Annotated in this window: 28 protein-coding genes and 1 tRNA gene; 9 read left to right on the forward strand and 20 right to left on the reverse strand. The window is 67.3% G+C overall.

Going from position 1 to position 26275, the window contains the following annotated elements; translation table 11 throughout:
* Positions 1 to 11: 11 nt before the first annotated feature.
* The 8 genes from HMPREF2924_RS00580 to HMPREF2924_RS00615 all read right to left on the reverse strand — a co-directional run bounded on the left by HMPREF2924_RS00580 (position 12) and on the right by HMPREF2924_RS00615 (position 7606).
* A complete protein-coding gene (locus HMPREF2924_RS00580) occupies positions 12 to 1490 on the reverse strand; it encodes an efflux transporter outer membrane subunit (protein ID WP_003135917.1) in 1479 nt (492 codons plus the stop codon).
* Between the two features lie 3 nt (positions 1491 to 1493).
* Complete coding sequence (locus tag HMPREF2924_RS00585) at positions 1494 to 1964, reverse strand: MarR family winged helix-turn-helix transcriptional regulator (protein WP_003110596.1); 471 nt, start codon at positions 1962 to 1964, stop codon at positions 1494 to 1496.
* Between the two features lie 398 nt (positions 1965 to 2362).
* Complete coding sequence (locus tag HMPREF2924_RS00590; protein WP_021263146.1) at positions 2363 to 3583, reverse strand: methyltransferase; 1221 nt, start codon at positions 3581 to 3583, stop codon at positions 2363 to 2365.
* Between the two features lie 68 nt (positions 3584 to 3651).
* Entirely contained in the window at positions 3652 to 4344 is a 693-nt protein-coding gene (locus tag HMPREF2924_RS00595; RefSeq protein ID WP_003096163.1) for an ABC transporter permease, read from the reverse strand.
* Positions 4341 to 5036, reverse strand: a complete 696-nt coding sequence (locus tag HMPREF2924_RS00600) for an ABC transporter permease (RefSeq protein ID WP_003135913.1) — start codon at positions 5034 to 5036, stop codon at positions 4341 to 4343. The genes HMPREF2924_RS00595 and HMPREF2924_RS00600 overlap by 4 nt, the downstream gene beginning before the upstream one ends.
* 61 nt (positions 5037 to 5097) lie before the next feature.
* Complete coding sequence (locus tag HMPREF2924_RS00605) at positions 5098 to 5850, reverse strand: ABC transporter substrate-binding protein (RefSeq protein ID WP_003096156.1); 753 nt, start codon at positions 5848 to 5850, stop codon at positions 5098 to 5100.
* A gap of 14 nt (positions 5851 to 5864) precedes the next feature.
* Entirely contained in the window at positions 5865 to 6668 is an 804-nt protein-coding gene (locus HMPREF2924_RS00610; RefSeq protein ID WP_070700303.1) for an ABC transporter ATP-binding protein, read from the reverse strand.
* Positions 6669 to 6916: 248 nt separating this feature from the next.
* A complete protein-coding gene (locus HMPREF2924_RS00615) occupies positions 6917 to 7606 on the reverse strand; it encodes a DUF502 domain-containing protein (protein WP_003135910.1) in 690 nt (229 codons plus the stop codon).
* Between the two features lie 157 nt (positions 7607 to 7763).
* On the opposite strand from HMPREF2924_RS00615, the gene HMPREF2924_RS00620 reads away from it, so the two are divergent.
* Positions 7764 to 8501 carry an SDR family NAD(P)-dependent oxidoreductase gene (locus HMPREF2924_RS00620; RefSeq protein ID WP_003096148.1) on the forward strand — a complete coding sequence of 246 codons (738 nt, stop codon included), beginning with the start codon at positions 7764 to 7766 and terminating at the stop codon, positions 8499 to 8501.
* Between the two features lie 56 nt (positions 8502 to 8557).
* Here HMPREF2924_RS00620 and HMPREF2924_RS00625 read toward each other — a convergent pair.
* The 8 genes from HMPREF2924_RS00625 to HMPREF2924_RS00660 all read right to left on the reverse strand — a co-directional run bounded on the left by HMPREF2924_RS00625 (position 8558) and on the right by HMPREF2924_RS00660 (position 15357).
* Positions 8558 to 8633, reverse strand: a tRNA-Phe gene (locus tag HMPREF2924_RS00625).
* A 113-nt stretch (positions 8634 to 8746) separates the two neighbouring features.
* The gene (locus tag HMPREF2924_RS00630) at positions 8747 to 9829 is read right to left on the reverse strand and encodes an oxidoreductase (protein WP_003110599.1); all 1083 of its coding nucleotides are present in this window, start codon (positions 9827 to 9829) and stop codon (positions 8747 to 8749) included.
* Between the two features lie 27 nt (positions 9830 to 9856).
* Positions 9857 to 10129 carry an oxidative damage protection protein gene (locus HMPREF2924_RS00635; RefSeq protein WP_003096100.1) on the reverse strand — a complete coding sequence of 91 codons (273 nt, stop codon included), beginning with the start codon at positions 10127 to 10129 and terminating at the stop codon, positions 9857 to 9859.
* A 43-nt stretch (positions 10130 to 10172) separates the two neighbouring features.
* On the reverse strand, positions 10173 to 11240 hold the full coding sequence (gene mutY, locus HMPREF2924_RS00640; RefSeq protein ID WP_003096098.1) for an A/G-specific adenine glycosylase: 1068 nt from the start codon (positions 11238 to 11240) through the stop codon (positions 10173 to 10175).
* The gene (locus tag HMPREF2924_RS00645; protein WP_003135907.1) at positions 11237 to 13489 is read right to left on the reverse strand and encodes an AsmA family protein; all 2253 of its coding nucleotides are present in this window, start codon (positions 13487 to 13489) and stop codon (positions 11237 to 11239) included. The genes mutY and HMPREF2924_RS00645 overlap by 4 nt, the downstream gene beginning before the upstream one ends.
* Before the next feature lie 93 nt (positions 13490 to 13582).
* The gene (locus HMPREF2924_RS00650; RefSeq protein WP_003135905.1) at positions 13583 to 14689 is read right to left on the reverse strand and encodes an NAD(P)/FAD-dependent oxidoreductase; all 1107 of its coding nucleotides are present in this window, start codon (positions 14687 to 14689) and stop codon (positions 13583 to 13585) included.
* Positions 14686 to 14922: a hypothetical protein gene (locus HMPREF2924_RS00655; protein ID WP_011666785.1), complete on the reverse strand. Its 237-nt coding sequence runs from the start codon at positions 14920 to 14922 to the stop codon at positions 14686 to 14688. The genes HMPREF2924_RS00650 and HMPREF2924_RS00655 overlap by 4 nt, the downstream gene beginning before the upstream one ends.
* Before the next feature lie 36 nt (positions 14923 to 14958).
* A complete protein-coding gene (locus tag HMPREF2924_RS00660; RefSeq protein ID WP_003135903.1) occupies positions 14959 to 15357 on the reverse strand; it encodes an acetyl-CoA sensor PanZ family protein in 399 nt (132 codons plus the stop codon).
* A 160-nt stretch (positions 15358 to 15517) separates the two neighbouring features.
* Between HMPREF2924_RS00660 and hisB the strand changes: the two genes are divergently transcribed.
* From hisB to HMPREF2924_RS00700, 8 genes are all read left to right on the forward strand, one after another.
* Entirely contained in the window at positions 15518 to 16111 is a 594-nt protein-coding gene (gene hisB / locus HMPREF2924_RS00665) for an imidazoleglycerol-phosphate dehydratase HisB (protein WP_003096088.1), read from the forward strand.
* A complete protein-coding gene (gene hisH, locus HMPREF2924_RS00670) occupies positions 16111 to 16749 on the forward strand; it encodes an imidazole glycerol phosphate synthase subunit HisH (RefSeq protein WP_003096087.1) in 639 nt (212 codons plus the stop codon). The genes hisB and hisH overlap by 1 nt, the downstream gene beginning before the upstream one ends.
* A gap of 3 nt (positions 16750 to 16752) precedes the next feature.
* Positions 16753 to 17013: a DUF2164 domain-containing protein gene (locus HMPREF2924_RS00675; RefSeq protein ID WP_003111635.1), complete on the forward strand. Its 261-nt coding sequence runs from the start codon at positions 16753 to 16755 to the stop codon at positions 17011 to 17013.
* Positions 17014 to 17061: 48 nt separating this feature from the next.
* Positions 17062 to 17799 carry a 1-(5-phosphoribosyl)-5-[(5-phosphoribosylamino)methylideneamino]imidazole-4-carboxamide isomerase gene (gene hisA / locus HMPREF2924_RS00680; protein WP_003106336.1) on the forward strand — a complete coding sequence of 246 codons (738 nt, stop codon included), beginning with the start codon at positions 17062 to 17064 and terminating at the stop codon, positions 17797 to 17799.
* A 10-nt stretch (positions 17800 to 17809) separates the two neighbouring features.
* Positions 17810 to 18580, forward strand: a complete 771-nt coding sequence (gene hisF, locus HMPREF2924_RS00685; RefSeq protein ID WP_003106334.1) for an imidazole glycerol phosphate synthase subunit HisF — start codon at positions 17810 to 17812, stop codon at positions 18578 to 18580.
* A 171-nt stretch (positions 18581 to 18751) separates the two neighbouring features.
* Positions 18752 to 19498, forward strand: coding sequence for a substrate-binding periplasmic protein (locus HMPREF2924_RS00690; protein WP_003111636.1), 747 nt, complete (start codon positions 18752 to 18754; stop codon positions 19496 to 19498).
* 90 nt (positions 19499 to 19588) lie between these two features.
* Positions 19589 to 20341, forward strand: coding sequence for a substrate-binding periplasmic protein (locus tag HMPREF2924_RS00695; RefSeq protein ID WP_003106330.1), 753 nt, complete (start codon positions 19589 to 19591; stop codon positions 20339 to 20341).
* Positions 20342 to 20490: 149 nt separating this feature from the next.
* Positions 20491 to 21246, forward strand: coding sequence for a substrate-binding periplasmic protein (locus HMPREF2924_RS00700; RefSeq protein ID WP_003096075.1), 756 nt, complete (start codon positions 20491 to 20493; stop codon positions 21244 to 21246).
* 40 nt (positions 21247 to 21286) lie between these two features.
* Here HMPREF2924_RS00700 and HMPREF2924_RS00705 read toward each other — a convergent pair whose 3' ends face one another.
* The 4 genes from HMPREF2924_RS00705 to HMPREF2924_RS00720 form a co-directional block, all read right to left on the reverse strand.
* Complete coding sequence (locus HMPREF2924_RS00705; protein ID WP_003135887.1) at positions 21287 to 22768, reverse strand: hypothetical protein; 1482 nt, start codon at positions 22766 to 22768, stop codon at positions 21287 to 21289.
* A 68-nt stretch (positions 22769 to 22836) separates the two neighbouring features.
* Positions 22837 to 23610 carry a divergent polysaccharide deacetylase family protein gene (locus tag HMPREF2924_RS00710; RefSeq protein ID WP_003096069.1) on the reverse strand — a complete coding sequence of 258 codons (774 nt, stop codon included), beginning with the start codon at positions 23608 to 23610 and terminating at the stop codon, positions 22837 to 22839.
* Complete coding sequence (gene cptA, locus HMPREF2924_RS00715; protein WP_003096067.1) at positions 23610 to 24920, reverse strand: proteolytic complex protein CptA; 1311 nt, start codon at positions 24918 to 24920, stop codon at positions 23610 to 23612. Before cptA ends, HMPREF2924_RS00710 begins: the two co-directional genes overlap by 1 nt.
* Before the next feature lie 28 nt (positions 24921 to 24948).
* Positions 24949 to 26235 carry a murein hydrolase activator EnvC family protein gene (locus HMPREF2924_RS00720; protein ID WP_003135885.1) on the reverse strand — a complete coding sequence of 429 codons (1287 nt, stop codon included), beginning with the start codon at positions 26233 to 26235 and terminating at the stop codon, positions 24949 to 24951.
* Positions 26236 to 26275: the final 40 nt, after the last annotated feature.

The following is a 26275-nucleotide window of genomic DNA, read 5'->3' on the forward strand; positions in this document are numbered from 1 at the left end:
GGGTGCCTCGTTCATTCTGCCGGCGCTTTCGCGGTAGCGAGCGCAGCGGAGCGGGAATCGGGTTGGAAACCGCCGCCCAGGGCCTGGACCAGCTGGACGGAAAGATCGATCTGCTGGCTCTCCAGGCTGGCCAGCTGGCGTTCGGCGACCAGCAGTTGCTGTTGCACGCTGAGGGCGTCGAGGTAGCTGCCGACGCCTTCGCCGTAGCGACGCATGGCCAGGTCGAAGTTGGACCTGGCGATATCGCGGGCCTGGCGCTGGTCGATCACCTGCTGCTCCAGGGAGCGCAACTTGCCGAGGTCGTCGCTGACCTCGCCGAGGGCCTGGACCAGCGTCTTGTTGTACTGGCCGACGGCCAGGTCGTAGTCGGCGTCGCGTTCGGCCAGGTTGGCGCGGCGGCGGCCACCGTCGAAGATCGGCAGGGAGATCGCCGGCGCCACCTGGAAGAAGCGGCTCGGCGCCTGCAACACGTCGCTGGTGTGCAGGGCGGCGAGGCCGGCCATCGCGCCGAGATTGAGGTTGGGATAGAACTCGGTCTTCGCCGAGTCGATGTTGCGGCGCGCCGCCTCGACCCGCCAGCGCGCGGCAACGATGTCGGCGCGGCGGCCGAGCAGTTCCGCCGGGAGCACCGAGGGCAGGCTCAGGCTGGCCGGGTTCAGCGGTTGCGGGCGCTGCAGTTCGAGACCGCGATCGGGCCCCTTGCCCAGCAGCACGGCGAGGGCGATGCGGGCGCTGGCGATGTCCTGCTCGGCGGCGCTGAGCTGCTGGCGGGCGGTAGCCAGCTGGGTCTGCGTCTGTTGCAGCTGGACCTTGCTGTCGAGCCCGGCGCTCATGCGCTTCTGGCTCAGCTCGGTCATGCGCTGCGAGCGCTTCAGTTCTTCCTCGGCGAGATCGCGCACGGTAAAGGCATGGGCGAGGTCGCTGTAGGCGCGGGCGATGCTTGCCGAGAGGCCGATGCGCGCGGCCTGGCTGTCGATCCGCGCGGCATTGGCCTGGCCGAGGGCGGCTTCCCAGGCGGCGCGCTCGCCGCCCCAGAGGTCGAAGTCGTAGTTGAAGCCGAGCGACAGGTACTTGATCGCCGAATAGCGGCCGCCGAGCGGTGCCGGGGCCACGCTGGTCGGCGCGCGGATGCCGGAGTAGCTGGCCTTGGCGTCCAGCGTCGGCTGGCGCGCGGCATCTTGCGCCTGGGCCGTTGCCGCCGCCTGGCGCGCACGCGCCTCGGCGATCTGCAGGTCGGGAGTGCCTTGCAGGGCTTCGCCGATCAGTTGGTCGAGCTGCCGGTCGCCGAGCCCGGTCCACCAGTCCTGGCGCGGCCAGGCCGCTGGCGAAAGGGCTACGCCGTCCAGGCTCCTGCCCGCCTGGAGGGCGCCTGCCGGTTGCAGTCGGGCGTTCGGTTCCAGGCCTTCGGAAGTGACGCAGCCGGCGGCCAGCAGTATCGCCGAGGCCAGCACCAATCGCTGCGGCCAGAGATGGAGAGGAGGGAACGGCATGGATCAGGACTCCTGCAGGCTGGCCCGCGGGCAGCCGGCGTGTAGCAGAACCTTGGTCAGCAGATGGGTCAGCGTCTGCAATTCTTCCGTGCTCAGGCAGGCGACCAGCTCGTTCATCGCCGCCGAGGCGATCAGAGGAAGCTGCTCCTGGACCTTCCGTCCCGCTTCGCTGAGATCCAGGCGCAGGCAACGGCGGTCTTCGGGACAGCGACCACGCAGCAGCAGCCCTTTTTTCTCCAGGCGCGCCAGCATGCGAGTCATCGAGCCGCTGTCCACCGACAGCTCGCGACACAGTTCGACCGGACTGTTGGCACGGTTGAGACCGACGAAGATCAGCACCTTGAACTGGGCGGCGGTTATGTCCAGCGCGGCTAGGTGCTTCTCGAGGATGCGGTCCTTGGTCGCGGCACTGACGCCGATGAGCTGGCCAATGGAGCCCTTGAAGGGAAAGTCGGAAGCGCTGTAGTGGCCCATGGGGGATCGCTGTCTAGGCAGGGAAAGTGTTTCAAAATAATACTGCCTAGGCAGCGATTAACAAGAGGTCAACCGTTGCAATAAAAGAACAATCCGTTCCTTCGAACGGCATACGATGCCGTTTTGCAACTATTGCCGGTGCCGAAGTCCACTTTCGGATTAACCGGAAAGCCAGGCTTATGCACAAGCGGGCAAGGGATAGGAAGGAAACGCTCTAAGAGTCGCTGCGGTTATTTCGGTTGTTATCAAGATATTGTTTTATATGGATTTTATTTTTTCTGTTCATTTTTTGAACAGCATTGCCCGCCCCTGGATACGGGCCCCTCGGCAGATGTTTCCCAGAACTTGTCACCAGACTTATCCACAGGTTGTGTGGGCAACCATCCGGAACACCCGTATCAGCTGCGCTCCGCAAGGATCAGCAGGTTTCGCGGAGACAGGGAGGTCGGACAGAACTCGCCCAGGCGGACGCTATAGCCCTGTTCGACCAGATACAGGCAGCGGTCCAGCAGCAGCCAGAGTTCCAGCGGGCGGCGGAACAGGGCGCGCACCAGTTCCAGGTTGCGAACCATCGCCAGGCGCTTCCAGCCGGCCGCTTCCAGCGCCTGCCAGTCGCGCGCGGCCGGTTCGGGAAGTCCCTTGAGGGCGGCGAGTTCGCGACAGTAGTCGGCGTATGGACGTTCCAGCCAGGCCACCGGAAGGGAAGGCACACTGAGGTACTGGTCGATTCCGCGTAGCTCGCGCTGCAGCAGGTCGAAACCCAGGCGCCGGGCCATCGACTGGTCGCGCTGGCGACGGACCCGTTGGCTGGCGGTGACTGTCTCGCTCAGGGGCAGGCGCAGGTCGTCGAGCGATAGCGCGAGCAGCGATCGGCCTGCTGCTTGCGAGAGTGGCTGGTAGAAAGGCCCCGGAATGCGGTTGTAGCAGCATGGCGCCACCGCCAGTTGGCGACAGCCGGCCTGGCTGGCCAGGCGCAGCAGGCGCAGGTGCAGTTCGCCGCAAGCGTGCAGGGCCACTGGCGTATGCCCGGGAAGCAGGCGCTCGGCGCAGTCCACGGCCAGCACATCCTGGCGGAGGTGGTGGGCGGAGAGCCCCAGGCGGTCGCTCAGGCGCTGTCCGTCGGCGACCAGCGCGGGATCGTGTTCGAGGCAGGTCAGCGGTTGCCCCGCATGGGCCAGCAGGCGGCCCAGATGGCCCTTGCCGGAGCACCAGTCGAGCCAGTGGACGACCGGCCGGGCGAACTGCAGGCGCCCGGCGAACAGGCCGATCTGCTGCCACTTGCGTCCCGGTACGTCGACATTGAAGCGGTTCGGTGCCTGCGGGCGTTCCGCCAATGGCAGTTCGCCGACCGCGCCCAGCGCTGCGGCCTGGGCGGCGAGCTGCGGATAAGGCGCGGGCGCGGCCAGGCGGGTGGGCTGGTTGTGCTCCGCGTCGGCCTGTTCGAGGCTGCGCCCGCGCAGCCAGGACGCCAGCTCGGCGTGTTCGGCTTCCCATGCCAGGGTCGGTTCGCTGAACGGGCGGGGTCGCCAGAGCCGCTGGTGTTCGAGGAGGAACGCGTCCAGCGCGAGGAAGCGCTGCGACAGGGCGTCGCCAGTGAGGAACGGGAAGGTTTCGGACACGATGCGAGCGGCAGCGGGAAAACGGGGCGGCGATTATAGCCGCCCCGCAGGCATCGGAAAGCGCCCGCTCAGCGGCCCTGGGTGGCGTCGACCCGCAACCAGCGTTCGATCAGGCGGAAGATCCGCGTCAGCACGATGGTGATCACCAGGTACAGCGCGCCGGCCAGGCAGAAGAACAGCATCGATTCGTAGGTGCGGGCGATGATGGTCCGGGCCATGCCCATGATGTCGAACAGGGTCACGGTGTAGACCACCGCGCTGGCCTTGAGCATCAGGATCACTTCGTTGCTGTAGGCCGGCAGGCCGATGCGCACCGCGCGCGGCAGGATGATGTGCCAGAGCGCCTGGCGCCGCGACATGCCGAGGGCGCGGGCGGCCTCCACCTCGCCGACCGGCACCGAGTGGATCGCGCCGCGGAGGATCTCGGCGATATAGGCGGCGGTGTGCAGGGTCATGGTCAGCAGCGCGCACCAGTACGGATCGCGCAGGTAGGGCCAGAAGGCGCTCTTGCGCACTTCCTCGAACTGCGCCAGGCCGTAGTAGACGATGAACAGTTGCAGCAGCAGCGGCGTGCCGCGGAAGAAGAAGATGTAGGCGTACGGCACCGCGCGCACGTACCAGTGCCGCGAGGCGCGGGCGATGCCCAGCGGCAGGGCCAGGGCGAGCCCGGCGACCACCGCGATCGCCAGCAGCTCCAGGGTCAGCGCCGCGCCCTGGAGCATCTTCGGCATCCACTTGAGGATCAGCTCCCACTCGCTCATAGCTCGTTCCTCACGAAACCACGGCCGGCGCGACGTTCGAGGAAGTGCAGGGCGACCATGATGACGACCGTGAGGCTCAGGTAGATGGCGGCCGCGGTCATGTAGAAGGTGAAGGGTTCCTTGGTCGCGTTGGAGGCGACCTGCGCCTTGCGCATGATCTCGTCGAGGGTGATCAGCGACACCAGCGCGGTGTCCTTCAGCAGGATCAGGTACAGGTTGCCGAGGCCGGGCAGGGCGACCCGCCAGATCTGCGGCAGGACGATGCGCCAGAAGATCCGTCCGGACGACAGGCCGAGCGCCTGGCCGGCCTCGCGATGGCCGCGCGGAATGGACAACAGCGCGCCGCGGAACACCTCGGTGGCGTAGGCGCCGAAGCACAGGCCGAGGGCCAGGGTGCCGGCGGCGAACGGCGAGAGCGCTAGGTCCGGCTTGCCGAAAAGGTCGCCGAGGGCGTTCAGGCCGCTCACCGTGCCGAAATAGATCATCAGTACCCAGAGCGTTTCCGGCACGCCACGGACGATGGTGGTGTAGGTGCCGCCGAGGAAGCGCAGGGCCGCGTACTTCGAAGTCTTCGCGATGGCGCCGAGGAGGCCGAGCAACAGCCCCACGCAGACCGCCGCCAGCGACAGCTTGAGGGTCATCCAGGTACCGGCGAGCAGTTGCTCGCCGAACCCATGCAGGTCGAGAATCATGAGAAGTCAGGCCTGAAGGCGGCCACCGCCGGGACGCGCCCGGCGGTAGCCTGGCTTGGCATCAATAGATGCTGAAGGGGAAGTACTTGTCGTTGATCTTCTTGTAGGTACCGTCGGCGACGATTTCCTTCAGCGCGGCGTTGAGCTTCTCGCGCAGCGGGTCGCCCTTGCGCACGGCGATACCGATCTTGTCGTTGTCGAACACCGGTTCGCCCTTGAACTCGAACTCCTTGCCGGCGTCGCTCTTCAGCCAGTCGTACTGCACGAACTTGTCGGCCAGCACGCCGTCCAGGCGCCCCGAGGAGAGGTCGAGGTAGGCGTTCTCCTGGGTGTCGTAGAGCTTGATGGTGACCACGTCGGCCATGTTGTCTTCCAGCCAGGTGCCGGCGATGGTGGCGCGCTGGGCGCCGATCACCTTGCCCTTCAGGGAGTCCTTGTCGGTCTTGAAGTCGACGCTCTTCGGCGCGACGAACTGCAGCTTGTTGGTGTAGTAGGGATCGGTGAAGTCGACTGCCTGCTTGCGCTCGTCGGTGATCGACATGGACGCGACGATGAAGTCGAACTTCTTGGCGTTCAACGCCGGGATGATGCCGTCCCAGTCGGAGGTCACCACCTCGCACTCGGTCTTCATCTTGGCGCACAGCGCCTTGCCGATGTCGAGGTCGAAGCCGACCGCCTGGCCGCTGGCATCGATGCCGTTGAAGGGCGGGTAGGCGCCTTCGGTGCCGATGCGCAGCTTGTCGGCGGCGCTGGCGTCGAGGGCGAAGGCCAGGGTTGCAGCGGCGGCCAGCAGGATCTTCTTATAGTTCTTCATGCGGTGTTGCTCCGTTAGCGGTGGCTGGACATGAACTGTTTGCAGCGCGCCGACTGGGGGTTTTCGAAAACCTGTTGCGGCGTTCCCTGCTCTTCTACCAGGCCCTGGTGGAGGAATACCACCTCGCTGGAAACCTGGCGGGCGAAGCTCATTTCGTGGGTGACCAGCAGCATGGTCCGGCCCTCTTCGGCGAGCGCACGGATCACGTTAAGCACTTCCTGTACCATTTCCGGGTCGAGCGCCGAGGTGGGCTCGTCGAACAGGATCACCTTGGGTTGCATGGCCAGGGTCCGGGCGATGGCCGCGCGCTGCTGCTGGCCGCCGGAAAGTTGCGCGGGATAGCTGTGGCGCTTGTCGGCGATGCCGACCTTGGCCAGTAGGCCCTCGGCGATGCCGACCTTGGCCAGTAGGCCCTCGGCGATCTCGATCGCTTCGGCCTTGCTCTTGCCCAGTACGCGACGTGGCGCCTCGATCACGTTGTCGAGGATGCTCATGTGCGGCCACAGGTTGAAATTCTGGAAGACGAAACCGAGTTCGCTGCGCAGCCGGTTGATCTGCTGGCTGTCGGCGGCGACCAGGTCGCCGTTCTTGCTCTTCTTCAGGCGCAGCTCTTCGCCGGAGACCAGGATCTGGCCCTGGTGCGGGTTCTCCAGCAGGTTGATGCAGCGCAGGAAGGTGGATTTGCCCGAGCCGGACGATCCGAGGATGGAGATCACGTCGCCGTCGCGGGCGGTGAGGGAGATGCCCTTGAGCACTTCGAGGTCGCCGTAGCGCTTGTGCAGGTTACGGATTTCCAGTGCGGGGGTGGCCTCGGCCATGGATTTTCCTCTTGTTATTCGGATTGGAAGGGCCTTCCTGGCGAAGGCAAGCTAGCACAGCGCTTCAACCGGAGCCAAGCAGGCTGCGTGCCTCTGGAGCGGGGTTGGCGGCATCTTGTCGCATCGCTGCAGTGCGCTGTCGCGTAGGAACAAAACTGTCGGCTTTCGAAGAAAACTCCTGGCGAACCCTGACCTGAAGCAGAGCCTGGAGGTCGGTGCGCGCCCCGTTCCCGGGCACGCGGGACCGCCTATGGAGCCGCCGGCGGCTGCTCCGCGCGCGGCTCCGCCAGCACCTTGGCGGCGGCCAGCGGCGGCGGTGGGGTGATGCCCATCGACACATAGATGCTGGTGAAGGTGTCCATGCCGATCTGTGCCGGTTTCACCCATTCCACCGGAACGTAGAGCAGGCCGCCGCCCACCGGGATCGGCGCGGTCGGCACCAGGATCGCGTAGTGCGCGCGGCCGTCCAGTTCCACCGCTTCGGGGTTGGGCATCAGCGCCAGCACGGCGGCGCCGTCGCCGCCGAAGAAACACCACACCGGACTCATCGCGGCGATGTCGGCGTCCTGCTTCTTGTCCAGCAGGCCGACGAAACGGTCGGCCAGGTTGTACAGGTTGCCGATCAGCGGGGTGCGCCGCAGGGTCAGGTCGAACAGGTTGGCCAGCGGCCGCTTCAGGCCTAGCTGTACGCCGAGGCCAAGCAGGTAGATGGCTACCAGCAGTAGCGCGGTACCGAGCAGGTAGGCCAGTGGTGAATCGCCGGCGAGCGGCTGGCCGATGGCGGCGAAGCCGCGACCGATCAGGCTGGATGGACCGACGAAGCGGTTCAGCAAGCTGACCACCCAGGCCAGCAAGGCTACGGTGAGTACCAGCGGCAGCATCACCAGCAGGCCGGCGAGCCAGGTGGCGAGCAGGGAGTTGAAGCTTTTCTTCAGCATCGATCGGGGTCCTGACAGGGTCCGCCTAGTCTATCGGCACTGCCTGGCTCACGCTCGGCCGTTCGCCGGGATGGGCGAAAGATCCGCCGCGGCGATTCGTCATTCCTTGTAGGCTGTGCGAGTCGCGTTCATTCCAGCAGGCCTTCACGGAGGGCGTATGGCGGAGAGAAAGACCCTGTTGCTGACCGGGGCGAGCCGCGGTATCGGGCATGCCACGGTGAAGTACTTCAATGCCGCGGGTTGGCGGGTGTTCACCGCGTCGCGGCAGAGCTGGGCCAGCGAATGTCCCTGGGCGGACGGCGAGGAAAACCACATCCATCTGGACCTGGAGGACATTCCCGGCGTCGAGGCCAGCCTGGAACTGATCCGCGAGAAGCTTGGCGACGGCCGGCTCCACGCGCTGGTGGACAATGCCGGCATCTCGCCCAAGGGCGAAGGCGGCGAGCGCCTCGGTGTGCTGGAAACCGACTACGCCACCTGGCTGCGGGTGTTCAACGTCAACCTGTTCTCCACCGCGCTGCTGGCGCGCGGCCTGTTCGCCGAGCTGAAGGCGGCGCAGGGAACGGTGATCAACGTGACCTCCATCGCCGGCTCGAAGGTGCATCCGTTCGCCGGGGTGGCCTACGCCACTTCCAAGGCGGCGTTGTCCGCGCTGACCCGCGAGATGGCCCACGACTTCGGCCCGCATGGGGTGCGGGTGAACGCCATCGCGCCGGGGGAGATCGACACCTCGATCCTGTCGCCGGGCACCGAGGAGATCGTCGAGCGCAGCATCCCGCTGCACCGCCTCGGCCGGCCGGAGGAGATCGCTTCGCTGATCTACTTCCTCTGCACCAGCGGCGCATCCTACGTGAATGGCGCGGAAATCCACGTCAACGGCGGGCAGCACGTCTAGGCGAACGGCGGAAAGCAAAAAGGCCCACCCGGAGGTGAGCCTTTTCGTCGTGTTCATGGTGCCCAGGGACGGAATCGAACCGCCGACACGGGGATTTTCAATCCCCTGCTCTACCAACTGAGCTACCTGGGCAACGGGGCGCAATTAAACGGGTTTAGCGCGGCAGTGTCAACACCGGCGAAGAAATTTTTTTTGTTTTTTAACGCCTTACGATCCCCTCGCGGTTTCCGCCGGACTGCCGTGCCTCAGTTCCAGGCCTGGCGTTCCTCGTCGCGCAGCTCCACCGGCAGGCTCCGGCCTTCCTCGGCGGAGCGTCGTGCCAACTCCAGCAGGGCCATCAGCGCGCAGGCCTGTTGCGCCGACACCGGGTTGCGCGACTGACCGCGGATGGCGGCGGCTAGCGCCTGGTAGTAGCGGCTCTGGTCGCCGGCCGGGGTGACCAGCGACTGGCGCAGGCCCTGGCCGTCGATATGCTGCAACAGGTCGGGATCGCGGCCCCAGCCGGCGGAACCGGGGTGCAGTCCCTGGAGCAGTTGCGCTTCCTGGATGTCGGCGCCGGCCTTTAGCAGGCTGCCGTGGTCGCCGTGCACATTGAAGCGTGGCGCCGGATTGGCGGCGAGCATGCTGGCGCGCAGCGCCACCTGGCAGTGCGGATAGTCGAGCAGGACCTCGAACCAGTCGTCGGTCAGCGCGCCCTCGCGCAGCCGGCGCAGGTGTCCGTGCATACGCTGCGGTATGCCGAACAGGCACAGTGCCTGGTCGAGCAGGTGCGGGCCGAGGTCGAACCACAGCCCGGAGCCGGGCAGGTCGTGTTCGCGCCAGCGGTCGCGGACCTGCGGACGGAAGCGCTCGATGGCCGACTCGAAGTAGCGCACCGGGCCGATGCTGCCGGCCTGCAGGGCGGCCTCCACGGCGAGGAAGTCGCTGTCGAAGCGCCGGTTCTGGAACACCGAGAGGACCTGGCCAGGCCGTTCGCGGGCGAGGTCGGCGAGGCGCCGGGCTTCGGCCAGGGTGACGGTGAACGGCTTGTCCACCACCACGTGCTTGCCGGCGCGCAAGGCCCGTTCGGCGAGGCTGGCGTGGGTGGCGTTGGGCGAGGCGATGACCACCAGGTCGATGTCGGCGGCCTCGATGGCCTCATCCGGGTCGGCGCTGATCCGGGCTTCGGGCAGGTCGGCGTGCACCCGCCCGGCGTCGCGCGAGACCACGCGCTCCAGGCGCAATGCCGGTACCGCGCGGATCAGCGGGGCGTGGAAGGTCTTGCCGGCGAAGCCGTAGCCGATCAGCGCGGTGCGGATCGGAGGCAGGCCAGAGAGGGATGGGGTCATGGCGGCCTCCGTCGGGCGGGGTGGGGCTCAGGCGGATGGCGGCACGTAGCCGTCGGCCTTGGCGTAGTCCTCGCCGGAGAGGAACTTGTCCATCTCCTGCTGGAGGAACTTGCGGTCCTCGGCGTTCATCATGTTCAGGCGACGCTCGTTGATCAGCATGGTCTGGTGCTTCTGCCACTCGTCCCAGGCCTTGCGCGACACGTTGTTGTAGATGTCCTCGCCCTTCGCGCCCGGATACGGCGGGCGGTCGAGGCCGGGCAGCTCTTCGTGGTACTTGCGGCACATCACGGTGCGGCTCATGGTCGTTCTCCTGCAGTTGCCGCCGGGCCCGCGGGCCCGGCATTCACGCGGTCGTGCCGCGTCCGAGTTCCTGTTCTGCGCGCTTGAGCAGCTTCTTCACCGGAGCGGCGAGGCCCAGGCGCGGCGGGGTGGCGAGGTTATACCAGAGCCAGTCGCCCTCGGCCACGGCGCGCGGAGCGCCTTCCACCGCCACCAGCCAGGGCTCGATGGCGAGCTGGAAATGACTGAAGGTATGGGTCAGGCCGCTCAGTTCGCGGCGCTCGCCGAGGGCCAGGGAATGGCGCGCGGCGAGCGGTTCGAGGCCGTCGAGGTCGTCCAGTTCGGGGAGGCTCCAGAGCCCGCCCCAGAGTCCGCTGGAAGGCCGCCGGTAGAGCAGTATGGCGCCGTCGCGGTTGGCCAGGATCGGCATCAGCGTGCGCTTCTGCGGCAACGCCTTGCGCGGCTTGGGCTGCGGATAATCGGCTTCGCGGCCGAGCAGGTGCGCGCGGCAGCCGGAGACCAGCGGGCAAAGCAGGCAACTGGGCTTGCTGCGCGTGCAGAGGGTGGCGCCGAGGTCCATCATCGCCTGGGTGTAGTGGTTGACCCGTGCGTGCGGGGTGAAGCGCTCGGCGGCTTCCCACAGCGCCCTGGCCACCTTCGGTTCGCCGGGATAGCCGTCCTGCGCCAGGTAGCGCGCCAGTACGCGCTTGACGTTGCCGTCGAGGATCGGTGCGCGCAGGCCCATCGACAGGCTGGCGATGGCTCCAGCGGTGGAGCGGCCGATGCCGGGCAGTTCGGCGAGTTGCTCGACGTCGCGGGGGAACTCCCCGGCATGCCGCTCGACCACGATCTGCGCGGTCTTGTGCAGGTTGCGCGCACGGCTGTAGTAGCCGAGCCCGGTCCACAGGTGCAGGACTTCGTCCTCGGCCGCCGCGGCCAGTGCCTCGACGTCGGGCAACGCTGCCATGAAACGGTCGAAGTAACCGAGCACGGTGCTGACCTGGGTCTGTTGCAGCATGATTTCCGAGACCCACACCCGGTAGGGGGTGATGCCCTGCTGCCAGGGCAGGTCCTTGCGACCGTGACGGTCGTACCAGTCGAGGACCGCGCCGTTGAAGCCTTCAGGTGTCATTTGCGGTTGAACAGCCCTTTGAGTGCGTCTTTCAGCTCCGGACTGACCTTGTCGCCGAGCTTCTCTTCGAGTTTTTCGTTGAGGCGATTGCCGGCCAGTTTCGCGGCGACCTTGCCCAGGCCTTCCTTGTCCAGGCGGCAGGCCTTGGCGCCGAGTTCCAGCGGGCCGCGGCAGAGCAGCGGCCATTCGATGCCGGCGTAGCGCTGGTTGACCTGGCAGGCCGGGTCCGGCATGTCGCTCTTGTCGCCCTGGATCTCCACGCCGATGCGATAGTCCATGCCCAGCACGCGCAGGTCGATATCGCCGTGGCCGCTGACCGCCAGGCCGGGAATGGCCACTTTCAGGTCAGGGTTGCTGGCCACGCCGTTGGTGAAGTTCAGGCTGCCCTTGAGCTCGCGGAAAGGCGTGTCCTTGCCGCCGTGGGTACCGGCAAGGGCCTTGCGGTTGAGGGTAGCGATGCCCTGGCAGAGCTGTTGTTCCAGGTTGGCGTCGAGCAGCACGCCGTTGATCAGGCTGAAGCGTGCGCTGCCGTTGAGATGGCCGATCCAGGACTTCTCGCTGTTGCCGCTGGTGCGGATGTCGGCGTCGAGGTCGAGCAGCCCCTTCACCGGCGGTTTCTTGCCCTGGGCTTCGAGCAAGCGCTCCACCGGCACGTTGGCGATGTGCTTGGTGGCGGTCAACACGGCGCTGTCCTGGCGTACGTCGAGGTTGGCCTTGGCGTTGAAGCGGCCGTTGTACAGCCCGCCGCGCATGTCGTCGAGGCTGATCACGCCGCCCTGGCCACGCAGCTTCAGGCTGGCGTCGTCGATCGGCAGCTTCTCGACGGTCAGCCGGCCGAAGTTCAGCGCCACGTCCAGGTCGAGCTTGCGCAGGGTCGCCATGGGCAGCAGCGGCGCGTCGCTCCAGGCCTGCCTGGTCGGTTTTTCCGGTAGCGGCGTGTTGCCCTGGGCGGCACTGGCCACGGTGGCGTCGACTTCCGCCTTGCGCGTGGCGCTGGCGGCATCCTGGGCCTGCTTGGCCTTGGCCGGCAGGTAGCGGTCGAGGTCGAGCTTGTCGCCCTTGAGCTGGGCGCGCAGCGATTGCCTGGCGAAATCGGCGATGCCGAAGCGGCCGCTGAAGGCGGTGTCGTCCAGGCCCAGCTTGAGGTCTTCGAGATTCAGGCTGTTGCGGCTGCCGGCCAGGCGGGTGTTCAGCTCGAACTTGCCGAGGGTGTTGGCGTCGGCCATGGCCGGCAGGGTCACACCGATGCCGGCGAGGAACTCGCGCAGGTTCATCGGCGCGATCGACAGGCCGCCGCTGAATTTGGCGTCCTTGTCCAGCTCGCGGGCCTTCAGTTCGCCGAGGGCGCGCAACTGGTTGACGCTCAGCTTCAGGCCGTTCCACTCGGCGATCTGCGCCGACTGGTCGAGCAGCAACTGGCCCTGGGCGGAGAAGGTGGCGGTCTTGCCTTGCAGCGGCTCGCCCGAGGCCTCGCCGGAGAGCCTGGCGTCTTCCAGTTGGTAGCGTCTGAGCGCGGTGTCGAAGCGCAGGTTGCCGGTCAGCTCGGTCTTGACCCGCACCACCGGCTGGTTGGTGCCGAGGTAGGCGTTGAGCTTCAGCGGAATGCTGCTGCCTTCGCGAATGGCGCCGGTACTCAGCTCGATGCCCTCGACGTTGTACTGCTTGCCGCTGGCTTCGTCGGTGTAGGTGACGCGGGCGTTGTTGACGTTGAGGCTGTCGATGTCGAGCTTGATCGGGGTGCGCGGGCTGTCGTTCTGCGGCGCCTGCTCCGGTGCCTGCGCCTGGGCGCCCTTGCCGTCCGCTGCCGGCGGGGTGGCGGAAGGAGCGACCGAGGCCTGGGGCTGGGCCGGCTTGCCGATGTTTTCCCAGTTGCCCTTGCCCTGTTTGTCGCGGACCAGGTCCAGGCTCAGGCCTTCGACGCGGATCGCGCTCATCTGTACGTCCTTGCGCAGCAGCGGCAGGACCCGCACCGACAGGCCGAGCATCTGCAGGTCGGCGAACGGCTTGGTCGGCGTGGCGGCGCTGGCGATGCTGGTGTCGTGCAGTTCCAGGCCCAGCCAGGGGAACAGGCTCCAGCCGATGTCGCCCTTCAGGTCCAGCTCCAGGTTGGCCTTGTCGCGGGCGATCTGGCGGATTTCGTCCTTGTAGTCATTGGGATCGAACAGGTGGGTCAGGGCGAAGCCCAGGGCCACGACGAGCAGTAAGAGTCCCAGGAAGAACAGCCCCAGGACCTTGCCGAATGCTTTCATGGACGAATCCTTTGTGCTGGCAGCGGTGAATGTGCGGGCGAGTATAACAACGCCGTTTTGCCAGGCCGACCCTGCGCGCGGCGAAACCTCGTCTCAGAGTGCTCGGGCGACCCGTTCGGCGAGCGCCAGGCTGGCGGTGAGGCCGGGCGACTCGATGCCGAACAGGTTGACCAGGCCGGGCAGGCCGTGTTCGGCAGGGGTTTGGATGATGAAGTCGGCGGCGGGTTCCCCCGGCCCGCCGAGCTTGGGCCGGATGCCGGCGTAGCCGGCGGCCAGGCGCCGAGGGTCGATGCCGGGGAAGTAGCGCGAGATGGTCTGGGCGAAGGCGGGGCCGAGGGATTCGTCGACGCGGTAGTCGAGGTTGTCCACGTAATTCACGTCGGGACCGAAGCGCAACTGGCCGCCGAGGTCGAGGGTGGCGTGGATGCCGAGCCCTGTGGTGCGCGCCTCGGGCATCGGGTAGACCAGGTGGCGGAACGGCGAGCGGCCGCTGTAGGAGAAATAGCGCCCCTGGCACAGGTGCAGCGCCGGCACCAGGCGCGGATCGAGGCCTTCGGTGCGTTGCGCCAGCGCCTGGGCGAACAGGCCGCCGGCATTGATCACCCAGCCCGCGCGCAACCGGAACGCTTCGCCGACGCTCTGTCCTTCGGCGCGCCAGCCGCCGGCGTGGCGCTCCAGGCGGTCGACCCGGGTGTCCAGCGCCAGTTGTGCGCCGTGGCGCTCGGCGACGGCCTGCAGCGATTGCAGGTAGGCGTGGCTGTCGATGATTCCCGTGCTCGGCGAGAGCAGGGCGGCGACCCCGCGGACCTGGGGCTCCAGCGCGCGCAGCGTGGTGCCGTCCAGCGGCATCAGGTCGTCGACCCCGCAGGCGCGGGCGTTGGCCGCCAGGGCCTGGAGCTTCTCGCGCTCGTTTTCCTCCACCGCCACCAGCAGCTTGCCGATGCGCCGGTGGCCGACGCCGTGGCGGGCGCACCAGGCGTACAGGCGTTCGCGGCCTTCCAGGCAGAGATCGGCCTTGAGCGAGCCGGGCGGGTAGTAGAGGCCGGCGTGGATCACTTCGGAATTGCGACTGGAGGTGTGGCTACCGACCAGCCGTTCGCGCTCCGCCACCAGTACGCCGTGGCCGGCTTCGGCCAGGCGCGCGGCGCAGGCCAGGCCGAGGGCGCCGGCGCCGACTACCAGTACGTCGACGTCGTTCATGCGTCGCTGGCTGCGCGCTGCAGCACGGTGACGATCGCTGCCCGCGCCTGCGGGCTGTTCTTCCAGCAACTGGAGCCGGTCAGGACCGCGCCTTGGGCGAGGATACTTGCGGCATCGCAATCGCGCAGCCGGACGAAACTGTCCAGGCCCATCTGTTCCAGGCGTTGCAGCACGGTCGGGCCGACTCCCTTGAGGGCAAGCAGGGCGGCGCGTTCGGCGGAGGAAAAGGACATGGCGAAGCTCCGTGGCGGGGACCGCCGCCGAGCATATCAGAGGCTGTCCAGCGGCAGCCCGTGGCGCGCGGCGAGGGCGCGGGATTCCAGGTGCCCGTCCGGGGCGACCAGGCGCAGCGGCTTGCCGGCTTCGGCGGCCAGGCGTCGGGCTTCGTCGAGGAGGCGTCGGCCGACCCCGCGGCCGCGGGTGATGCCGCGCACGCAGAGGTGCGACAGCTGCCAGGCGTCGCCGCCGCGCCGCAGCAGGGCGGCACCCAGCAGGCGGTCGTTGAAGCGCCCGGCGATCAGCTCGCCGGCGGCCAGCCCGGCCGCGACCAGCGCCGCGCCGTCGGCATGCGGGGCGAACAGCCAGTCCGGTGCGTCGGCGTAGATCTTCGCCAGGTCCAGGCGATCCTGGGCGCTGGGTTGGGCGAGGGTTTCGACGATCACGGGCATGCGGCTCTCCGCGGCGGGATGGAAGGAGCGCAGTGTAAGGCCTGGCCCGCCGCCCGTGGGGCGATTCGCGCCGACGGTCGCGGCTGGCAGCGCCAGCCCGGGCCTGCCTATAATGCTGGCCCTCTTATAATTACGTGCAGTGTTAGCTGTGGAGCTGGTGATGGCCGAACGCAAGGCATCCGTCGCGCGCGACACCCTGGAGACCCAGATCAAGGTCTCCATCGACCTGGATGGGACCGGCAAGGCCCGGTTCGATACCGGGGTTCCCTTCCTCGACCACATGATGGACCAGATCGCCCGCCACGGCCTGATCGACCTGGACATCGAGTGCAAGGGCGACCTGCATATCGACGATCACCACACCGTCGAGGACATCGGCATCACCCTCGGCCAGGCCTTCGCCAAGGCCATCGGCGACAAGAAGGGCATCCGCCGCTACGGCCACGCCTACGTGCCCCTCGACGAGGCGCTGTCGCGGGTGGTCATCGACTTCTCCGGGCGGCCCGGCCTGCAGATGCACGTACCCTTTACCCGTGCCAGCGTCGGCGGCTTCGACGTCGACCTGTTCATGGAATTCTTCCAGGGCTTCGTCAACCACGCCCAGGTGACCCTGCACATCGACAACCTGCGCGGGCACAACACCCACCACCAGATCGAGACCGTGTTCAAGGCCTTCGGCCGAGCGCTGCGCATGGCCATCGAGCTGGACGAGCGGATGGCCGGGCAGATGCCGTCGACCAAAGGGTGCCTGTGATGCAGACGGTAGCCGTGATCGACTACGGCATGGGCAACCTGCACTCGGTGGCCAAGGCCCTCGAGCACGTCGGTGCCGGCCGGGTGCTGGTGAGCAGCGACGCGGCGGTGATCCGCGAGGCCGACCGGGTGGTGTTCCCCGGGGTTGGCGCGATCCGCGACTGCATGGCCGAGATCCGCCGCCTGGGCTTCGACGCCCTGGTCCGCGAGGTCAGCCAGGACCGCCCGTTCCTCGGCATCTGCGTCGGCATGCAGGCATTGCTGGAGCGCAGCGAGGAGAACGACGGGGTCGACTGCATCGGTCTGTTCCCCGGCCAGGTGCGCTTCTTCGGCAAGGACCTGCACGAAGCCGGCGAGCACCTGAAGGTGCCGCACATGGGCTGGAACCAGGTGAGCCAGGCGGTGGAGCACCCGCTGTGGCACGAGATTCCCGACCAGGCGCGCTTCTACTTCGTGCACAGCTACTACATCGAGGCCGGCAATCCGCGCCAGGTGGTGGGGCACGGGCACTACGGCGTCGATTTCGCCGCCGCGCTGGCCGAAGGCTCGCGTTTCGCCGTGCAGTTCCACCCGGAAAAGAGCCATACCCACGGCCTGCAACTGCTGCAGAACTTCGTGGCCTGGGACGGGCGCTGGTAGCCCATGGCCAGGGCGAAGAGCAAGACGCCGATCCTCCAGCTGGACGCCGCGCAGACCCAGGACGCGGCACTGGCGATCAAGCGCTTCATGGAGGACCGCTTCGAACTGGAGCTGGGCTCCTTCGAAGCCGAGGAACTGCTCGATTTCTTCGCCCGCGAGTTCGCCCCGTACTTCTACAACAAGGCCATCCTCGACGTGCAGTCGTACCTGAAGGAACGGTTCGAAAGCATCGAGAGCGATGTCTGGGCGCTGGAAAAGAGTTGAGTTTCCGCGCGCCTGTCCACCGAATACAGACTTGAACAGGGTTCACCGATGCTGATCATTCCCGCGATCGACTTGAAAGACGGCGCCTGCGTGCGTCTGCGCCAGGGCCTGATGGAAGACGCCACGGTCTTCTCCGACGATCCGGTGGCGATGGCCGCCAAATGGGTCGATGGCGGTTGCCGCCGCCTGCACCTGGTGGACCTGAACGGCGCTTTCGAAGGCAAGCCGGTCAACGGCGAGGTGGTCACCGCCATCGCCCGTCGCTACCCGGACCTGCCGATCCAGATCGGCGGCGGCATCCGCTCGCTGGAGACCATCGAGCATTACGTTCGCGCCGGCGTTAGCTACGTCATCATCGGCACCAAGGCGGTCAAGCAGCCTGAGTTCGTCGGCGAGGCCTGCCGCGCCTTCCCGGGCAAGGTCATCGTCGGCCTGGATGCCAAGGACGGTTTCGTCGCCACCGACGGCTGGGCCGAGGTCAGCGAAGTCCAGGTGATCGACCTGGCCCGTCGCTTCGAGGCCGACGGGGTGTCCGCCATCGTCTACACGGATATCTCCAAGGACGGCATGATGCAGGGCTGCAACGTCGAGGCTACCGCCGCGCTGGCCAATGCCACGCGGATTCCGGTGATCGCCTCCGGCGGCATCCACAATCTCGGCGACATCCAGAAGCTGCTGGACGCCCGCACCCCGGGGATCATCGGCGCCATCACCGGCCGGGCGATCTACGAAGGCACCCTGGACGTGGCCGAAGCCCAGGCGCTGTGCGACAACTTCAAGGCCTGAGGCGAACCGCATGGCACTGGCAAAACGCATCATCCCCTGCCTCGACGTGGACAATGGCCGAGTGGTCAAGGGCGTCAAGTTCGAGAACATCCGCGACGCCGGCGATCCGGTCGAGATCGCCCGCCGCTACGACGAGCAGGGTGCCGACGAGATCACCTTCCTCGACATCACCGCCAGCGTCGACGGGCGCGACACCACCCTGCATACCGTCGAGCGCATGGCCAGCCAGGTGTTCATTCCGCTGACCGTGGGCGGCGGCGTACGCAGCGTGCAGGACATCCGCAACCTGTTGAATGCCGGCGCGGACAAGGTCTCGATCAACACCGCCGCGGTGTTCAACCCCGAGTTCGTCGGTGAGGCCGCCGACCGCTTCGGCTCGCAGTGCATCGTGGTCGCCATCGACGCGAAGAAGGTTTCCGCCCCGGGCGAGGCGCCGCGCTGGGAAATCTTCACCCATGGCGGGCGCAAGCCCACCGGGCTGGATGCCGTGCTCTGGGCGAAGAAGATGGAAGACCTGGGCGCTGGCGAGATTCTCCTGACCAGCATGGACCAGGACGGCGTGAAGAGCGGTTACGACCTGGGCGTGACCCGCGCCATCAGCGAGGCGGTGAACGTACCGGTGATCGCTTCCGGCGGCGTCGGCAACCTGGAGCACCTGGCCGCCGGCATCCTCGAGGGCAAGGCCGACGCGGTGCTCGCGGCGAGCATCTTCCACTTCGGCGAGTACACCGTGCCGGAAGCCAAGGCCTACCTGGCCAGCCGCGGTATCGTGGTGCGCTGAGGCACGTTGCGCCGCAGCGCACAGGGCCGGTGATCGGCTAGCCATTCCTGAGCGCGAGTCGACACTCGCGCGGCTTTCTTTCAGGTACAGTCACGCCCCCCGCATCAGGTGCCGCTAGAGCGCCGATGCCCTGCCATAACGACAAACATTGCGACCGACAGGGAGTCCTCCATGTCCATCTTCCGTCTGGCTCTCGGCTGCGTCGGCAGCCTGGCCCTGCTATGCGCTAGCGCCCTGGCGCGCGCCGAAACCCTGGTCCTGCTGACCGAGAACCTGGTGCCGTTCAACATGGCGGTGAACGGCGGCAACTACGCCAAGAACGATGGCATCAGCGGCATCAGCACCGATACCGTGCGCGCCGCCTGCGAGCGCGCGCAGATCGAGTGCCAGCTGATCCTGCGTTTCCCCTGGGACCGGGTCTACCAGCAGGCGCTGAGCGAGCCCGGCTATGGCGTGTTTTCCACCGCCCGTACGCCGGAGCGCGAGGACAAGTTCAAGTGGGTCGGCCCGCTGGCGGTCAACGACTGGGTACTGATGGCCCGCGGCGACAGCAGCATCCACCTGAACAGCCTGGAAGACGCCGCGCGCTATCGCATCGGCGGCTACAAGAACGACGCCATCAGCCAGCACCTGGTCGACCGCGGCCTGCAGGTGCAACTGGCGCTGCGCGACAACGAGAACGTCGACAAGCTGGCCAGCGGGCAGATCGATCTCTGGGTCACCGCCGATCCGAGCGGGCGCTACGTCGCCCAGCGCGAGGGCCTCAAGGAGGTGAAGGTGGTCCAGCGTTTCCATACCGCCGAGCTGTTCCTGGCGCTGAACAAGGACACCCCGGACGAGCTGGTGCAGAAGTTGCAAACGGCGGTCGACGCGCTGCGCAGCGAAGGCTTGTTGAAGCAGATCCGCGAGCGCTACTGACGCCTCGCCGGCGATGCTGGCAAAAGGCTGGCCTGGCGGCGCGGCGCTGGTTATTCTGCCTCGCTCCAGGCCCCTGACAGGATGACAACAATGCAAAGAAGCCTGCTCTTCGCGCTGCTCGCAACCCTGCTGTTGGTCGGCGGCGCGCGCGCCGAAACCGATCCCGACTACAGCATGGTCCTGCTCACGGAGAACTTCCCGCCGTACAACATGGCGATCAACGGCAAGAACTTCGCCCAGGAAGACAACATCGACGGCATCGCCGTGGATATCGTCCGCGAGATGTTCAAGCGCGCCGGCATCAAGTACAGCCTGACCCTGCGTTTCCCCTGGGACCGCATCTACAAGCTGGCGCTGGAGAAGCCCGGCTACGGGGTGTTCGTCACCGCCCGCCTGGCCGAGCGCGAGGACAAGTTCAAGTGGGTCGGTCCGATCGGCCCGGACGACTGGGTGCTGCTGGCCAAGGGCGACAGCCCGATCACCCTGGGCAGCCTGGACGAGGCGAAGAAATACCGGATCGGCGCCTACAAGGGCGATGCCATCGCCGAGTTCCTCGGCAAGAACGGTTTCGAGGCCGACCTGGCGCTACGCGACCAGGAAAACGCGCAGAAGCTGGTCAAGGGCCAGATCGACCTCTGGGCCAGCGGCGATCCTGCCGGGCGCTACCTGGCCAAGCAGGAAGGCGTGACCGGCCTGAAGACGGTGCTGCGCTTCAACAGCGACCAGCTGTACCTGGCGCTCAACCGCGAGACTCCCGACGAAGTGGTGCAGAAGCTCCAGGCAGCCCTGGACGGCATGCGCAAGGAAGGCTTCGTCGAGGACATCCTCAACAGCTATCTCTGATTCGCTCCGTCCGGCCGACAGGGGGCCGGGCGGGGAAACGCCTTTGCCGGCCCCGCCGGCAATGCCATGGAAGGCCGACGAGCCAGGTATTTCGTCCTGACGCAGGGATGCCGCTAGCCAATAACGATAACCAAGCGAGCGGTGTGACCATGCTGAAAGTCCTGATCCAGACCCTGATCCTGGGGGTGTTGCTGGGGGCCTCCGCGGCCCGTGCCGAATTGCCCGCCGACTACAAGGTGGTGCTGCTGACCGAGAACTTCCCGCCCTTCAACATGGCGGTGGACGACAAGAACTTCGCCCGCGACGATGGCATCGACGGCATCAGTGCCGACATCGTCCGGGAGATGTTCAGGCGCGCCGGCATCGGCTATTCCCTGAGCCTGCGCTTCCCCTGGGACCGCCTGTACCGGTTGACCCTGGACAAGCCCGGCTACGGGCTGTTCTCCATGACCTACACCCCCGAGCGGGTGCCGCAGTTCAAGTGGGTCGGCCCGCTGGCCGACACCAGTTGGGTGTTGCTGGCGCCGGCCGGCAGCAAGATCGCCGTGAAGAATCTCAAGGACGCCGCCCGCTACAAGCTCGGCGCCTACAAGAACGACGCGGTCAGCCAGCACCTGGAAGCCCAGGGCATCCCGGTGATCAACGCCCTGCGCGACCAGGAAAACGTGAAGAAGCTTACCGGCGGGCAGATCGACCTGTGGGCCACCACCGATCCGGTCGGTCGCTACCTGGCCAAGCAGGAAGGCGTGTCCGGCCTGCAGACGGTGCTGCGTTTCAACGAGGCCAAGCTCTACCTGGCGTTGAACAAGGACACTCCGGACGAGGTGGTGGAGCGCCTGCAAAAGGCCCTGGAGCAGATGCGCCAGGAAGGCTTCGTCGACGAAGCCGTCGCCAACTACCTCTGAACCTGGCGGGCGCCCCTCCGTCGGCGCGGCGAGGGGGCGCTCAGTCCAGGTCGTAGGCCTGGACGCCGAGGTCGCGGCTGTCGTACCAGTTGCCGCGGGCCCAGAACACCCGGTCGTGCGCCTCGTCGAAACCGAGCACGCCGAGGTAGCCGGCGATGTCCAGGCGGCGCCAGGATGATCCCCAGTCGTCCGAGTAGTACACCGCGTTGGCGGAGACGCTCGCCGGCTCTTCGTCGGGATACAGCCACAGCGGCACTTCGTAGTGGTTCATGGTGTTGGCCAGCAGCACATTCCTGCCCATGTAGAACTCGCGCAGCCCGGAACTGGACGGCAGGGGCCAGAACGGGCTGGGCAGCTTGCCGGTGATCTTCCATTCGAGCGCTTCGCGATCGAGCTTGGCGATCAGCGAGCGCGATTCGTCCGGGTGGTCGAGCACTGCGATCACCCGACCGTCCATGTTCTGTTCCAGGCGCTCGACGGCCACGCCGTCGGTGCGCCGGATCGCGCCCATCTGCCAGCGTCCGCCCTCGCGGCGCAGTTCGGCCTGGGTGGTGACCAATACCGAGCTGGTCAGGTAGCGCCCTTCGGGCGGGCCATAGCGGAAGGTCTGGCTTACCCAGATCGCGGCGCGCTCCGCATCCAGTTGGGCGACGTGTGCCTTGATCTGCCCGTGCTTGCCGTTGTAGTCGCCCCAGCTGACGCCGTTCGGCGCCAACTCGCGGGCGTAGGCGAGGTCGACCAGCAGCGGCGCGGAGGTGGCGATCGACTCGACGCTGGCGCCGCGGTCGGGCGAATAGAACAGCCCGCTCGGCTGGCTGGGTTCCCGGCCGCCATCGGCACCGCCGTATTCGAAATCACCCCAGACCCAGACTTCGTCCTTGCCGTGGAAGCGCGGTGCGAGAGCCCAGCCCAGTCGATTCGCCTCGGCCATGAAGCCTTCCTCGAGCCGCCGCCAGCTCTTGCCCTGGTCGTCGCTGCGCAGCACCACTGTCTGCTCGCGCTGACCGTTGTCCTTGCCCGGGCGCCGCAGGCCGGTGAGCAGGAAGACGCTGGAACCGTCCGGCGTGACTTCCATGCAGGCGGTCTCGCCGAGCCGCGCCACTTCGTGGAACACGCCGTCCGCGCCCAGGCGCGAGACATAGGTGGTTTCCGGATCGCCGCCGGATAGCAGCATGCCGTTGAGGAAGTTGAAGAGGTGGGGTTCGGACTCTTCTTCCCTGGGCTGGGCGGCCGCCACCAGGTCCAGGTCGATGACGCCCTCGGGCAGTGCCTGCTCGTCGCGGCCGACCTCGCGCCGGCCTACCAGCCAGGTGCCGGCGGGCGTCGCCCGCACGCCGGTGCAGAATTGCTCCATGGCGCGCTGGTCGATGTTCTCGACCTTGCCGACGGTGCTCTCGCCGGGGCTGGCGCCGCCTATCTCGAACTTGGCGCTGGTGAGGATCCAGATGAAACCGAGGGGAATCGCGCCAGCGACCAGCAGGGCGGCGGCGAGCAGGGGCATGGGAGGGGAAGGGCGGGCCATCGGTGCGTCCGTGCAGGAATGACGAGGGCGTCACCTTAACCGCTGCCGCGACGCCGGTAAACCCGGCTTCAGTGCGGCGCCTGGCGTGGGTTGACGTTGCGGTTGCCGCGCTCGCCGATGAGCATCTGCGGCGGTACCAGCTCGATGCCCTGGGCGCGCAGCTTCGGCAGCTCCCGCGCCAGCACGTCGAGGGTGGCCTTGTGCGGGTGGCCGATGAGCAACGCCGAACCCTGCTTGCGGGCCAGGGCGACGCCGGCCTGCAGTTGTGCGGAGACCGCTTCCGGTGTGGCTTCGTTGTCGAGGAACACATCGCGCGAGACGCTCGCCAGGCCGATCCGCTGCGCCTCGCTGGCGGCCACGGTGGCGGCGCTGGTGCGGCTGTCGACCAGGTACAGGCCGCGACGCTGGAGTTCCTCGGCGAGCCAGGCCATCGCCGGGCGCACCGCGGTCATGCGGCTGCCCTCGTGGTTGTTCAGGCCCTGCACGAACGGCACCTTGGCCAGCGCCGCGTCCAGCCGCCGCGCACGCTCTTCCTGGGTCAGCTCCGGCCGCCAGGCGTAGGGACCGCCGGCTGGGTCCATCGGCATGTGCAGGATCACCGTGCGCCCGCGCTGGTGCGCCTCGCGGGCCAGTTCGGCGGCATGCGGGGTTTCCGGGATGATCGCCAGGGTTACGCCGGGGGGCAGGTCGAGGACCCGGCGGTCGCGCGCCAGGTTCTGCCCGAGGTCATCGATGACCACGGTCAGCAGCGGCGGGCGCTGGTAGGGGACGGGGTCCTGGCGGGCCTGGGCCTGGTTGAACAGCAGGCACAGGCCCAGCAGGGCAACGCGGAACGCCGACATCAGTTGCCGCGGGTGACGCTCAGGCCTTTCAGCAGGCTAAGGGCCTGGCTGAGCTGGTAGTCGGAATCCTGCGGGCGCTCGCTCGGCGCGGCACGCTTGCCGGTGGGGCGGTCGGCGCCGCCGTTGCCGTTGGCCAGGTGGCCCTGCAGGTCGGCTTCCTTGAAGCCCTCGAAGCTGCTCCGCTCCTGGGTCACCTTGGCGCGTCCGACCTCGATGTCCGGAACGATGCCCTGGGCCTGGATGGAGCGCCCGTTGGGGGTGTAGTAGAGCGCGGTGGTGAGCTTCAGGGCGCGGTCGTTGTTCAGCGGCAGCACGGTCTGCACCGAGCCCTTGCCGAAGCTGTCGGTGCCCATCAGGATCGCGCGCTTCTGGTCCTGCAGGGCACCGGCGACGATTTCCGCCGCCGAGGCGCTGCCACCGTTGATCAGCACCACCAGCGGAACCTTGTCGCTGGGATCGGCCGGGTCGGCGCTGAAGCGCAGCTCGGAGTTGGCGATGCGGCCCTTGGTGTAGACGATCAGGCCCTTGGTGAGGAAGGCGTCGGCTACCTCGACGGCGGACTGCAGCACGCCGCCGGGGTTGTTGCGCAGGTCCAGGACCAGGCCCTTGAGACGGCCCTTGTTGTCCTTGCGCAGCTGGTTCAGCGCCTTGACCACTTCCTCGCCGGTGTTGACCTGGAACTGGGTGATGCGCAGGTAGGCGTAGCCGGGTTCTAGGACCTGGCTCTTGACGCTCTTGACCTTGATGATGGCGCGCTTGAGTTCGACGTCGAACGGTCTGCCGCCATCGCGGACGATGGTCAGGGTGATCGGGGAGCCGGCCTTGCCGCGCATGCTGTCGACCGCTTCGGTCATCGACTGGCCCTTGGTCGGCTTGCCGTCGATCTGCACGATCAGGTCGCCGGGCTGGATGCCGGCGCGGGCCGCGGGGGTGTCGTCGATCGGCGAGACCACCTTGATGAAGCCGTCTTCGCTGCCGACCTCGATGCCCAGGCCGCCGAACTCGCCGCTGGTGCTTTCCTGCAGCTCGGCGAAGTCCTCCGGGCCGAGGTAGGCGGAGTGCGGGTCGAGGTTGCTGAGCATGCCCTTGATGGCGTTCTCCAGCAGGGTCTTGTCGTCCACTGGCTCGACATAGGCGGCCTTCACCCGGTCGAGAACCTCGGCGAAGGTACGCAGCTCGTCGAGGGGCAGCGGGGCACTGCTACCGTTGGCCAGTGGCGCGGCGTCGGCCGGGGCGTCGGCAGCCTGGGCCGCGCCCGCGCCGAGCAGCAGGGCCAGCGCCAGGGTGGTGGGACGGAAGCAATGCAGCATGTTCAGCTCCTAATCACGAGTTCGGCGCCTATCCCTGCGCGCGGCACCAGGTAGTAGGGTCCGCCGGGCGGCCCTGATGGCGAATGGCGAAGTACACGGCCGGGCTACTCTGGCCGCCGCTGGTTCCAACGGTGGCGATCGGGTCGCCGGCCTTCACGGTGTCGCCGGCGTCTTTCAGCAGGCTTTGATTATGGCCATAAAGGCTGAGGTAGCCGCCACCGTGGTCGAGGATGACCAACAGGCCGGCTCCGCGCAACCAGTCGGCGAATACCACGCGTCCGCCGTGCACCGCGCGGACGGTGCTGCCGGCGCTCGCCGAAATCAGTACGCCGTCCCATTTCGCCCGCGGATCGTCGCCGCGCTGGCTGCCGAAGCGCGCCACGACGCGGCCATTCACCGGCCACGGCAGCTTGCCGCGGGCCGAGCCGAACGCGCCGCCGTAGACCGCGCCAGTGCTTGAGACCAGCGGGCCCGGCGCAGGTTCGCGCGGCGGGCTGGTGACTCGTCCGGGGGCGGCCTGCTGCTGACGCGCACGCTCGCGTTCGGCGGCCAGCGCGCGCTGGCGCTCGCGCTCCGCCGCGGCGGCGGCTTCGCGGGCCTGGCGGGCCAGGGTTTCCTCGATGGTCCGCAGTACCTTGGCCAGCTCGGCCTGGTCCTGTTGGCGGGACTTGAGCTTCTGGTCGCGTTCGCGGTAGTCGCTGTTCAGCTTGGCCAGGGCTTGCTGGCGCTCCTTGCGGGTCGCTGCCAGCGCCTCGCGGCGGCTGTCCAGCTCGCCTTGCTTGCTCAGTTGTTCGGCTTTCTGCGCAGAGATGTCCTGCTCGACGTTGGCCAACTGGCGGAGGGTTTCGTTGAAGCTGGCGAGCTGTTCGAGACGGGCTTTGTTGATGTAGTCGTAGTAGGTGAGGGTGCGGCTGAATTTTTCCGGGTGTTCCTGGTTCAGCAGCAGCTTCAGGTATTCCTCGCGTCCGCTCTGGTAGGCAGCGCGGGCCTGGATGGCGAGGAGGCGCTGTTGCTCAATGCGCGCGTCCTGGAGTTTTTTTTTCTCCCCATCCAGCCGTTTCAGCTCGGCTTCGCTCTTGTCCAGCTCGTCCTGCAGGGCCTTGATCTGTTTTTCCAGGTCGCCCATCTCGGTCTCGGTGGACTTCAGCTGCTTCTGCACGCCGCTCTTTTCCTGCTGGATGCCGTCCAGCAGCTTCTTCAGCTCGCCGATGTCCTTCTGCGTCTGTTCCAGCTGGCGTTGGGTGTCGGCGCGCTCGTCGGCGAAGGCCGGAGCGAGACAGGCGAGGGATAGCAGGAGAGGAAAGAGGCGGAGCATGGGGTGGCGGGCACCTGGGAATTGGACCGGCCTAGTATGC

Source organism: Pseudomonas sp. HMSC063H08 (assembly GCF_001813645.1).
GTDB classification, from domain to species: domain Bacteria; phylum Pseudomonadota; class Gammaproteobacteria; order Pseudomonadales; family Pseudomonadaceae; genus Pseudomonas; species Pseudomonas aeruginosa.

Excerpts from the sequence above, each read along its gene's own strand:
- HMPREF2924_RS00580 (WP_003135917.1), bottom strand. The coding sequence starts at position 1,490 with ATGCCGTTCCCTCCTCTCCATCTCTGGCCGCAGCGATTGGTGCTGGCC.
- HMPREF2924_RS00585 (WP_003110596.1), bottom strand. The coding sequence starts at position 1,964 with ATGGGCCACTACAGCGCTTCCGACTTTCCCTTCAAGGGCTCCATTGGC.
- HMPREF2924_RS00595 (WP_003096163.1), bottom strand. The coding sequence starts at position 4,344 with ATGAGCGAGTGGGAGCTGATCCTCAAGTGGATGCCGAAGATGCTCCAG.
- HMPREF2924_RS00600 (WP_003135913.1), bottom strand. The coding sequence starts at position 5,036 with ATGATTCTCGACCTGCATGGGTTCGGCGAGCAACTGCTCGCCGGTACC.
- HMPREF2924_RS00605 (WP_003096156.1), bottom strand. The coding sequence starts at position 5,850 with ATGAAGAACTATAAGAAGATCCTGCTGGCCGCCGCTGCAACCCTGGCC.
- HMPREF2924_RS00610 (WP_070700303.1), bottom strand. The coding sequence starts at position 6,668 with ATGGCCGAGGCCACCCCCGCACTGGAAATCCGTAACCTGCACAAGCGC.
- HMPREF2924_RS00615 (WP_003135910.1), bottom strand. The coding sequence starts at position 7,606 with ATGCTGAAGAAAAGCTTCAACTCCCTGCTCGCCACCTGGCTCGCCGGC.
- HMPREF2924_RS00620 (WP_003096148.1), top strand. The coding sequence starts at position 7,764 with ATGGCGGAGAGAAAGACCCTGTTGCTGACCGGGGCGAGCCGCGGTATC.
- HMPREF2924_RS00630 (WP_003110599.1), bottom strand. The coding sequence starts at position 9,829 with ATGACCCCATCCCTCTCTGGCCTGCCTCCGATCCGCACCGCGCTGATC.
- HMPREF2924_RS00635 (WP_003096100.1), bottom strand. The coding sequence starts at position 10,129 with ATGAGCCGCACCGTGATGTGCCGCAAGTACCACGAAGAGCTGCCCGGC.
- mutY (WP_003096098.1), bottom strand. The coding sequence starts at position 11,240 with ATGACACCTGAAGGCTTCAACGGCGCGGTCCTCGACTGGTACGACCGT.
- HMPREF2924_RS00645 (WP_003135907.1), bottom strand. The coding sequence starts at position 13,489 with ATGAAAGCATTCGGCAAGGTCCTGGGGCTGTTCTTCCTGGGACTCTTA.
- HMPREF2924_RS00650 (WP_003135905.1), bottom strand. The coding sequence starts at position 14,689 with ATGAACGACGTCGACGTACTGGTAGTCGGCGCCGGCGCCCTCGGCCTG.
- HMPREF2924_RS00655 (WP_011666785.1), bottom strand. The coding sequence starts at position 14,922 with ATGTCCTTTTCCTCCGCCGAACGCGCCGCCCTGCTTGCCCTCAAGGGA.
- HMPREF2924_RS00660 (WP_003135903.1), bottom strand. The coding sequence starts at position 15,357 with ATGCCCGTGATCGTCGAAACCCTCGCCCAACCCAGCGCCCAGGATCGC.
- hisB (WP_003096088.1), top strand. The coding sequence starts at position 15,518 with ATGGCCGAACGCAAGGCATCCGTCGCGCGCGACACCCTGGAGACCCAG.
- hisH (WP_003096087.1), top strand. The coding sequence starts at position 16,111 with ATGCAGACGGTAGCCGTGATCGACTACGGCATGGGCAACCTGCACTCG.
- HMPREF2924_RS00675 (WP_003111635.1), top strand. The coding sequence starts at position 16,753 with ATGGCCAGGGCGAAGAGCAAGACGCCGATCCTCCAGCTGGACGCCGCG.
- hisA (WP_003106336.1), top strand. The coding sequence starts at position 17,062 with ATGCTGATCATTCCCGCGATCGACTTGAAAGACGGCGCCTGCGTGCGT.
- hisF (WP_003106334.1), top strand. The coding sequence starts at position 17,810 with ATGGCACTGGCAAAACGCATCATCCCCTGCCTCGACGTGGACAATGGC.
- HMPREF2924_RS00690 (WP_003111636.1), top strand. The coding sequence starts at position 18,752 with ATGTCCATCTTCCGTCTGGCTCTCGGCTGCGTCGGCAGCCTGGCCCTG.
- HMPREF2924_RS00695 (WP_003106330.1), top strand. The coding sequence starts at position 19,589 with ATGCAAAGAAGCCTGCTCTTCGCGCTGCTCGCAACCCTGCTGTTGGTC.
- HMPREF2924_RS00700 (WP_003096075.1), top strand. The coding sequence starts at position 20,491 with ATGCTGAAAGTCCTGATCCAGACCCTGATCCTGGGGGTGTTGCTGGGG.
- HMPREF2924_RS00705 (WP_003135887.1), bottom strand. The coding sequence starts at position 22,768 with ATGGCCCGCCCTTCCCCTCCCATGCCCCTGCTCGCCGCCGCCCTGCTG.
- HMPREF2924_RS00710 (WP_003096069.1), bottom strand. The coding sequence starts at position 23,610 with ATGTCGGCGTTCCGCGTTGCCCTGCTGGGCCTGTGCCTGCTGTTCAAC.
- cptA (WP_003096067.1), bottom strand. The coding sequence starts at position 24,920 with ATGCTGCATTGCTTCCGTCCCACCACCCTGGCGCTGGCCCTGCTGCTC.
- HMPREF2924_RS00720 (WP_003135885.1), bottom strand. The coding sequence starts at position 26,235 with ATGCTCCGCCTCTTTCCTCTCCTGCTATCCCTCGCCTGTCTCGCTCCG.